This window comes from Micromonospora sp. NPDC050495 (assembly GCF_040655175.1).
Lineage (GTDB): Bacteria > Actinomycetota > Actinomycetes > Mycobacteriales > Micromonosporaceae > Micromonospora.
Genome location: NZ_JBFAJK010000094.1, coordinates 1 through 9,339, shown reverse-complemented (window position 1 = coordinate 9,339; position 9,339 = coordinate 1). Strand labels below are relative to the sequence as shown.

Annotated in this window: 6 protein-coding genes and 3 pseudogenes; 7 read left to right on the top strand and 2 right to left on the bottom strand. The window is 67.8% G+C overall.

The annotated features are described in order from the left end of the window. Positions 1-201 precede the first annotated feature (201 nt). Positions 202-3,453: a fused isobutyryl-CoA mutase/GTPase IcmF gene (gene icmF / locus AB0I11_RS33750; protein WP_357329915.1), complete on the top strand. Its 3,252-nt coding sequence runs from the start codon at positions 202-204 to the stop codon at positions 3,451-3,453. Between the two features lie 368 nt (positions 3,454-3,821). On the opposite strand, the gene AB0I11_RS33745 is transcribed toward icmF, so the two are convergent. Next, positions 3,822-4,184 (bottom strand): amidase family protein, encoded by a 363-nt coding sequence (locus tag AB0I11_RS33745; protein ID WP_357329913.1) that lies wholly within the window; start codon positions 4,182-4,184, stop codon positions 3,822-3,824. Between the two features lie 202 nt (positions 4,185-4,386). Between AB0I11_RS33745 and AB0I11_RS33740 the strand changes: the two are divergent. From AB0I11_RS33740 to AB0I11_RS33730, 3 pseudogenes are all read left to right on the top strand, one after another. Then, a pseudogene (locus AB0I11_RS33740) lies at positions 4,387-4,671 on the top strand (transposase); the annotation flags it as partial. Positions 4,672-4,695: 24 nt separating this feature from the next. Further along, a pseudogene (locus AB0I11_RS33735) lies at positions 4,696-4,926 on the top strand (transposase family protein); the annotation flags it as partial. 38 nt (positions 4,927-4,964) lie between these two features. Next, positions 4,965-5,308, top strand: a pseudogene (locus AB0I11_RS33730) (6-phosphogluconolactonase); the annotation flags it as partial. A gap of 54 nt (positions 5,309-5,362) precedes the next feature. On the opposite strand, the gene AB0I11_RS33725 reads toward AB0I11_RS33730, so the two are convergent. Further along, complete coding sequence (locus AB0I11_RS33725) at positions 5,363-6,184, bottom strand: lysostaphin resistance A-like protein (RefSeq protein ID WP_357329911.1); 822 nt, start codon at positions 6,182-6,184, stop codon at positions 5,363-5,365. A gap of 114 nt (positions 6,185-6,298) precedes the next feature. Between AB0I11_RS33725 and AB0I11_RS33720 the strand changes: the two genes are divergently transcribed. From AB0I11_RS33720 to AB0I11_RS33710, 3 genes are all read left to right on the top strand, one after another. Beyond that, the gene (locus AB0I11_RS33720) at positions 6,299-7,159 is read left to right on the top strand and encodes a hypothetical protein (protein WP_357329909.1); all 861 of its coding nucleotides are present in this window, start codon (positions 6,299-6,301) and stop codon (positions 7,157-7,159) included. 189 nt (positions 7,160-7,348) lie between these two features. Next, positions 7,349-7,747: an integrase core domain-containing protein gene (locus AB0I11_RS33715; protein ID WP_357329907.1), complete on the top strand. Its 399-nt coding sequence runs from the start codon at positions 7,349-7,351 to the stop codon at positions 7,745-7,747. 269 nt (positions 7,748-8,016) lie between these two features. Next, a complete protein-coding gene (locus tag AB0I11_RS33710; protein WP_357329905.1) occupies positions 8,017-9,186 on the top strand; it encodes an ISAs1 family transposase in 1,170 nt (389 codons plus the stop codon). Positions 9,187-9,339 lie beyond the last annotated feature (153 nt).

The following is a 9,339-nucleotide window of genomic DNA, read 5'->3' as shown; positions in this document are numbered from 1 at the left end:
TCCGGCGCCCAGGTCTGGATCATGTCCTCCACAACATCCGCCACAAATAGAAGATCATGCCCGAGGCCACAACCTCACCAACTGAGACACCCCCTAAAGGGCTCCTCTCACAATGCATGGACATCAGATAGTTGGACGTCCTACTATCGACACCTAGCCTCGTGCGCCATTGCGTGCGACAGCCCTCGGTTCAGGAGTGCCATGAGTCAGCCGAAGTCGTCCTCTCCTGCTCCCGCACTGCATGTGCCGGTGCATCCGGTGCGCTTTGTGACCGCGGCCAGCCTGTTCGATGGGCATGATGCGGCGATTACGATCATGCAACGGTTGCTGCAGAGCCAGGGTGCCGAAGTCGTACACCTCGGTCATGACCGCAGCGTCGAGGAGGTCGTGACTGCGGCCCTGCAGGAGGACGCGAACGGCATCGCGGTCTCCTCCTACCAGGGCGGACACGTCGAGTACTTCAGCTACCTGGTCGAACGGCTCGCCGAGGGAGGTGCGGGACACGTACGCGTGTTCGGCGGAGGCGGCGGGACGATCGTGCCCGACGAGATCGCGCTGCTGGCGGAGCGGGGTGTGCGTGTCTTCAGCCCGCAGGACGGCCAACGCCTCGGCCTGCCCGGGATGATCAATGAGCTGATCCGCGAGTGTGACTTCGACCTGTCGGTCCAGGGTCCCGAGATCGACACGCTGCTGACAGGCGACGATGCGGCGCTGGCTCGGGCGATCACCGTACTGGAGGCCGGCGCCGACGACTCACTCGCCGCCGCAGTGCACCGCGCCGCGCAGGCGCGCACCGTTCCGGTGCTCGGCATCACCGGAACTGGTGGTTCCGGGAAGTCGTCCCTGACCGACGAGCTGGTGCGCCGACTGCGCCGCGACAGCGAGGACAAACTACGGGTGGCCGTGTTGGCCGTGGACCCCACCCGCCGCCGCGGTGGTGCGTTGTTGGGTGACCGGATCCGGATGAACAGCATCGCCCCCGACGTGGTGTTCTTTCGCTCCCTCGCGACGCGCACCCCGGGCGCGCAGGTGCCCGAGCACCTCGGCGACATCGTTGCCGCCTGCAAGGCGGCCGGCTACGACCTGGTGATCGTCGAGACGCCCGGCATCGGGCAGGGCGACGCCGCGATCGTGCCGTTCGTCGACGTATCGCTGTATGTGATGACACCGGAGTTCGGCGCGCCCAGCCAGCTCGAGAAGATCGACATGCTCGACCTGGCCGACGTCGTGGCCATCAACAAGTTCGAACGCCGCGGCGCGCAGGACGCGCTGCGGGACGTGGCACGGCAGATGGTGCGCAACCGCGAGCAGTTCGGCACGCCGTGGCAGGAGATGCCGGTCTTCGGCACGAGCGCGGCCCGCTTCGACGACGACGGCGTGACCGCCCTGTACCAGCACCTCAAGCACCTTCTCGGCCAGCACGGCCTCCCGGACTTCACCGGGGTGCTGCCGGTCGTGGCCGGGCGAACGTCGACCGGGCTGAGCTCGGTGCTGCCGTCGGGCCGGGAACGGTATCTCGCTGAGATCGCCCAGACCGTGCGCCGCTACCACGCCACCACCGCCGAGCAGGTGGATCTCGTCCGGCGACGCCAACACCTGGCCGCCACCCGCGACCTCCTCGCGGGCGAAGACGCCCAAGCTGCGGCGGCCGTTGCCGCGCTGCTGGAACGCACTGAGCAGAGCCTGCACAGCGACGTGCGCGAAATGCTGGGGCAGTGGCCTGCCGTGCGCGCCCGCTACGACGGCGACGAGCAGGTGTACACCGTCCGTGGCAAGGAGATCCGGACCCCGCTGACGCGCACCACTCTGTCCGGTACGAAGCAGCCCCGGGTCGCGCTGCCCCGCTACGGGGACGAGGGTGAACTGCTCCGCTTTCTGCGCAGCGAGAACCTGCCCGGCGCGTTCCCGTTCACCGCCGGGGTGTTCCCGTTCAAGCGGACCGAGGAAGCGCCGGCGCGCATGTTCGCCGGCGAGGGCGACGCCTTCCGCACCAACCGCCGTTTCCACCTGCTCAGCGCCGGCCAGCCGGCCACCCGGCTGTCGACCGCGTTCGACTCGGTGACGCTGTACGGGCGCAACCCCGACAAGCGCCCGGACATCTACGGCAAGATCGGCACGTCCGGGGTGTCGATCGCAACCGTCGACGACATGCGCGAACTGTACGCCGGGTTCGAACTGTGCTCGCCGACCACGTCGGTGTCCATGACCATTAACGGCCCGGCCCCGGCGATCCTGGCGATGTTCTTCAACGCGACCATCGACCAGCAGTTGGACCGGTTCCGCAAGGCCGAGGGCCGCGAGCCGAGCGACGACGAGGCAGAGCAGATCCGGGCACGGGCGCTGTCGACCGTGCGTGGCACGGTGCAGGCCGACATCCTCAAAGAAGACCAGGGCCAGAACACCTGCATCTTCTCCACCGAGTTCGCCCTGCGCTGCATGGCCGACATGCAGGAATGGTTCATCCAGCATCAGGTGCGCAACTTCTACTCCGTCAGCATCAGCGGCTACCACATCGCCGAGGCCGGAGCGAACCCGATCACCCAGCTCGCGTTCACCCTCGCCAACGGCTTCACCTACGTCGAGGCGTACCTCGCCCGGGGCATGGGCATCGATGACTTCGCCCCCAACCTGTCGTTCTTCTTCTCCAACGGCATGGACGCCGAGTACACCGTCATCGGCCGCGTCGCCCGCCGCATCTGGGCCATCGCCATGCGCGACAAATACGGCGCCGGCGAACGCGCCCAGAAACTCAAGTACCACGTACAGACCTCAGGCCGGTCCCTGCACGCCCAGGAGATGGACTTCAACGACATCCGCACCACACTGCAAGCCCTCTGCGCGATCTACGACAATGCCAACAGCCTGCACACCAACGCCTACGACGAGGCCATCACCACACCCACGGCCCAGTCCGTGCGCCGGGCCCTCGCCATCCAGATGATCATCGACGCGGAATGGGGCCTGGCCGAGACCGAAAACGCGCTACAGGGCTCGTTCATCGTCGACCAACTCACCGATCTGGTCGAAGAGGCCGTGCTCGCCGAGTTCGACCGCCTCGCCGAACGCGGCGGCGTCCTCGGCGCCATGGAAACCGGCTACCAGCGCGGCCGCATCCAAGACGAGTCCATGCTCTACGAGCACAAGAAGCACGACGGCTCCCTGCCCATCATCGGCGTCAACACCTTCCTCGCCGAACACGCCGACGCGCCCGCCCAGAAGATCGAACTGGCACGCGGCACCGACGCCGAAAAGCAGTCACAGCTCGACCGGCTCGCCGACTTCCACGCCCAACACGCCGACGAGGCCCCCGCCGCCCTGGAGCGGCTCAAGACCGCGGCAACCAACGGCGGCAACATCTTCGAGGCCCTGATGGACGCGGTCCGCTACTGCTCGCTGGGCCTGATCAGCGAAGCGTTCTTCGAAGTCGGCGGACAGTACCGGCGCAGCGTCTGACGACCAGCCGGGAGTGTGACGTGACGGTCGACCTATTCAAGCTGCCCGAGGACTACCAAGAGCTGCGGGCGGCGGTCCGCGCCGTGGCAGAGGACAAGATTGCGCCGGCTGGAATCGGCAGGCTTGGTAAGGCGCACCGCCCACCCGACCGACCGTCGCACCACGCTGGTTGGAGCTGCTGGATCAAGGGCGCGAACTCGCCCTGGGGGCCACCAGGGAGCTCAACGCCGAGGTGTTCGCGTCTCGGCGATGAAGCATGGGCGACGCCGGCGGCGGGTGGCAGGGCCGCTGCGAGCAGCAGCGCGGCGGCTGCCAGCGTCGTAGGCCCTCGTCACAGCGATCAATCCTCGTTCCCGAGGGCCGGAGAATTACCGGTACCGGGGTGGGATGGCCCGGGCCCACCCGACCTCCAGCTCAATGGCGGCAGCCAGTCGGATCAGCGTCGCTTCGCCGAACGGTGCACCGATGAGCTGGGCGCCGATCGGTAGATCCGCTGCGGAGAAGTGAACCGGCAGGCTGATCGCCGGCAGTCCGGTGATGTTGCAGATGGCCGTGAGGAAGACCATGCGGGTCTCGGTCGGTCGGGGGCCCTCGACGTTCTTGTTGGCCTCGGCCAGGACGGTCCCGAGCCTCGGTGGGGTGCACGCCATCGTCGGTGTAAGCAGCACGTCGAAGTCTCGGCCCCACTGTGCGACGATCTGCCGTAACTCGGCCTGCAAGAGCGCGGTCACCTGGACGTACTGACCGGCGTGACAGATTCTGAGTGCCTGGTAAATAAGGGGTTCAGGCGGTTGCTGAGCCTGGCGAAGATCGATAATCGTGACGGCGCTCGGCGTGGCGGCGTGACATGAGGAAGGGCCTTCGGATACGAGCACAGGTGACTAAACCAGCACGACCGAAGGCCCAACCCTGTCTGTATACCTGGTCGCCGGCGTGGCCGCACCTGCCACGCCGGCCACCCTCGACGCTCACCTGCCCACCGCCCGGCCACGGCACTACCCGTCGGACACCAGCGACGCCGAATGGCGGCTCATCGCCCCGCACGTCCCGGCCGGGACCGGACGCGGCCGGCCGATCATCTACCCCCGCCGGGACGTGGTGGACGCGATCCGCTACCTCGACCGGACCGGCTGCCAGTGGGACGCGCTGCCGGCCGATTTCCCCCACCACAAGCTCGTCTACCACTACTTCAATCGGTGGACCCGCGACGGGACCGTGAATCGCATGCACGGCGGGTTCCAGTACCTGCGCAGCGGTGACACCCTCACCCGCCTTGCGGCCGGTTTCGGTGTGTCGGTGACGATGGTGTGGCGGTACCTGCGGGACGTCGACCTGCTCGCCGCCCACGCCGCGGACCTCGCCGAAGCGATGCGCCGAGCTGCGCGCTTGGCCTACGCGATCCTCGACGGGACCCTGATTCCGATCGACCGAGTCGCCGAGCAGCGGCCCTACTACTCGGGCAAGCACGACCGCTAGCCCCAAACGCCGCGGCCGGGTACCGCCCGCCTGCCCACTTCGACGTGCTGCTGCTCGGCGTGGGTGAGGACGGCACGTCGCCTCGATCTTCCCGGGGCATCCTGTCGGCTACGAGACGCGGCCGGTCAGCGCGGTGCGCGGTAGGCCCAAGCCGCCGCCGGTACGGTTGACCCTGACGCTCCCCGGCGATCAACACGGCCGACGAGGTGTGGCTGGTCGCCGCCGGCGGGGACAAGGCGCGTGCGGTCGGGATGGCGTTGGCCGGGGTGGGGCCCGTGCAACTGCCAGCCGCCGGGCGAGCGGGGTGAGCCGTACCCTCTGGTTGCTCGACCGGGCCGCCGCCGCGGAGGTTAAGCCGCGGTTCCGTAGCCTTCGCTGATCGGTAGCCCGCGCTACGGCGGGCCGAGGACGCTGCGGTCGCCCGCCATCGCGCTCATGGGGCTGCCTGGACAGCCTGGGCATGCGATCGCCGCGCCCGGGTCAGCGTTTCCGGACCCCAGAGCAGGACGACGGCCACCGTGACGGCGGCGAGGATGATACCCGTGACGAGGGGGTCGTAGTGCGAGCTGTCGTTGGGGAACAGGGCTTCGCTGAGGTTCATCATGGCGTGGAACATGACCGCGGCGTAGACCGCCCCGCCGGTGTTGTTGAACAGCCAGACGATCAAGACCCGGCCGGCGACCGTGGAGAGGCATTGTCCCGCCACCCACCGTGCGTCGTGAACATACGCCCAGGGCGTGACGTGCCAGGCCGCCCAGACCACGCCGAGCACGACGCCGGTGGTCAGCGCGTTCCACCTGGCCTGCAACGGCTCCGCCGCGTACCCCATCCAGCCGGCCTCCTCCAACGCGGCGGCGATGGTGAAGACGAGGAAGAGCACCGGTATCGCCGCCAGTGAGACGTACGGCTGCTCGGGCAGCGGCGCCCCGGTCAGGCGCATGACCACGTACGACAGGAGCAGAACCGCCGGCATCAGCAGTACGGCGGGCAGGTACCAGATCCTCGGCCTGACCTTCGTGACGTCGATGCTCCGCTTGACGAGTCGCCACACCCCGGCTCGGCCTTCTTGCCGATGGATCAGGAGGGACGCCGCGATGAGGGGGCAGAAAATCATGAACGCGCTGACGGGCATTCCCATCGGCATCCACCGGGGCGACTCCACGATAGCGCCGACGACGAGGAAGGGGATGGAGAGCGCGACGAGCAGGAGGATGAACGTGAATGGTGATCTTCTGGTTGCGATGCCGGTATCCATGGCCGGGGACCTCCGCGTCTCGACGTTGCCGCGGTTTTCCTGGTCACGGAGCCCGCGCAGCCCTAGAGTACAGACTTGGTATTTGGAATACCATGTCTCAAAGAAGGGTGTGACGTGAAGGACGAGCAGCGACCACGCCCGGGCCTCGGTCGGCGACGGAGCAGGCTGTCGGACGAGGAGACCGCGCGCCGGATGCTCGAGGCCGCCACGGCGGCGGTCAACCGGTCGGGACTGACCGTGAGCCTGGGGCACATCAGCTTCGAGGACGCAATCCGCGACGCCGGCGTGTCACGCAGCGCCGCCTACCGCCGCTGGCCGTACAAGGACCTGTTCTTCAGCGACCTGTTGACTGAACTCGCCCGGGCCGCCACCCCCGCCGCGATCGCCCACGACGAGACGTCGGAGCTGATCAGGCGGGTGGCCCTGGACCACTTGGACTGGCTCACGACACCGGAGCTCCGGCACGCCCTCGGCGTCGAACTGCTTCGCCAGGGAGCCCTGCGCGACTTCGAGACCATGTACGGATCGACCGAATGGCGCACCTACCTCGCCCTGCACGCCACGTTCATGAGTCTCGACGACGGCGATCTCAGGGCCGAGGTCCAGAGCGCGCTCGGCCGGTCGGAGCAGGGGTTCATCTCGCGAATCGCGACATCCTACGAGCGTGTCGCGGGGTTGATCGGCTACCGGCTGCGCCCTGAGACCGGCGCCACCTTCGAGACGCTGGCGACCCTGGCGAGCGCCACCATGCGGGGACTGGTCATCATGGCCCTCTCCACGCCTGACATCGCGATACGACGCGTCGAGGCGGAACCGTTCGGCGCGGCCGAACCGGCGGAATGGTCGCTGCCGGCCGCGGGGATCGCCGGCCTCGCCTTCACGTTCCTCGAACCAGATCCCACCGTCGAGTGGGACGACGGCCGGATCAGGGACCTCCGCGAGACGCTGGAGTCCCCCGCGGGGCTGGTGACCTGATCGGCGCTGACGCACTCCCCCGCGCCGGCCGGACAGCACTGCGCGCGGTCCGTCCAGGACGAACCTGGTCGACCACGGCGCAAACCAGATCGTCGAGCATCCGGCCGCGGATGACGGGGTCGCGCTCTGCGGCCATGCGGCTCAGGACCGGCCCGGCATGCTCCTCCAATTCACTGCCGGTGAGCACCCGTGACACGCCGAGGGCGGCGGCGCGGTCGGTGTCGGCGATCAGCGCGACCAGCAGCGCCGCAAGGCAACGCGCCTCGGCCAGGTCGCGCCCGTTCTCGCCGGGGATCGGCGCCGGTGTTCAAGATCCCACCGCAGAGCCCGCGAGCCAACGCCTACGCCGAACGGTTCGTCGGCACCGTCCGCCGCGAGGTCACCGACCGCATGCTCATCGTCGGCGAACAACATCTCCGTCGGACCCTCGACCAGTACGTCCGCCACTACAACCGGCGACGACCGCATCGGGCATTGCAGTTGCAGCCTCCACATGCCGACCGACCGCCGTCGATATCGCCCACGAACGGGATCAGACGTCGGCCTGTCCTCGGCGGGCTGATCAACGAGTACGAACGAGTCGCATAAAGAACCAGCTCAGGGCACATAACCGAGTTTTGAAACCCAACACGGAGTGTGGATTGACGGCACCTCTCTTTGTCAACCTGCCGGCAGCAGAGAGCAGGGCTCCGGCAAGGTAGCGATATGGCCGTTGTGGGCGGCTGAGGGCGGACGCTCCGGATCATGGTGGTATAGAGACGGGCGCGGCCTTTCAATGATCATCCAGGTGTCGAGTCTGGGAAGATCAAAGAGGACCACGCCCGTTGGGATCATCATCGCTGATTGACGTGTTGGCCGTGCACGCGGACCGCCTGTTGGACGAGCCGTTACCTGACCAGCGCAGGGCAAGCCTGGTCACGGCGTTGACGGCTGTGCCGGACCGGCGTGACCCTCGCGGTGTCGTGCATGCGCTGCCGCCGGTGCTGGCCACGGCGGTCGCGGCGGTATTGACCGGCGCCCGATCCGCGGCGGCGGTCGCGGAATGGGCCGCTGACGCGCCGCAGCAGGTCCTCGCCGAGCTGGGCATGTTCCGGGATCCGCTCACCGGGGTGTATCGGGCTCCGGACGAGTCGACGTTCCGGCGGATCCTGACCGGCGTCGACGCCAACGCCTTGGATGAGGCGGTCGGTCGGTGGGTCCTCGCATCCCGGCCGGTATCGAGCTCGGGCCGGCAGGTGTACAGCGTGGACGGCAAAACCTTGCGAGGCAGCGGCCCGGCCGGCGCCCAGGTGCATCTGCTCGCCGTGCTGGATCAGCACACCGGAACCGTCCTGGGCCAAGTCGATGTCGACGGCAAGACCAACGAGCTGACCCGTTTCCAGCCACTGCTGGCACCGCTCGACCTGACCTCGGTGGTCGTCACCGCCGACGCGCTGCACACTCAGCGCCAGCACGCCCGCTGGCTGGTCGACGACAAGAAAGCCGCCTACCTGTTCACCGTGAAGAAGAATCAGCCGCGTCTGTATCACCAGCTCAAGACCCTGCCCTGGGCGAAGATCCCGATCCAGGACGAGACCAGCACCCGCGGACACGGCCGCTACGACATCCGCCGCCTGCAGGCCGTCACCTGCACCGGCACACTCGCGCTGAACTTTCCGCACGCCGTGCAAGCACTACGGATCCGCCGCCGACGAATGAACCTGGCCACCGGCCGCTGGTCCACCGTGACCGTTTACGCGATCACCAACCTGGACGCCGCCGAGGCCAGCCCCGCCGACCTGGCCGACTGGCTACGCAGGCACTGGACCATCGAAGTCCTGCACCACATCCGCGACACCACCTACGGCGAAGACGCCAGCCGCCTGCGCACCGGCCAAGCGCCTCGGTCATGGCCACCCTGCGCAACACCGCGATCAGCCTGCTCCGACTGGCCGGTATCACCGCCATCGCCCCAGCCCTACGCCGCAACAGCAGAAACCCCTACCGGCCACTCCAAATACTCGGACTCGCCTGAAAGGGTCATATAGTTACCTTGCCGTGACACTGGGACGAACGGTGTAACCCGAGTTCCGCAGTTCGTAGGGAGGGGCTTGACCCCTGATCCTGGACACGGGGTTTATGCGGCTGGGGCCAGCGTAGCTGGCGCTGGTCGGGTGTTGTTCTCGTAGGTGATCGGGGCT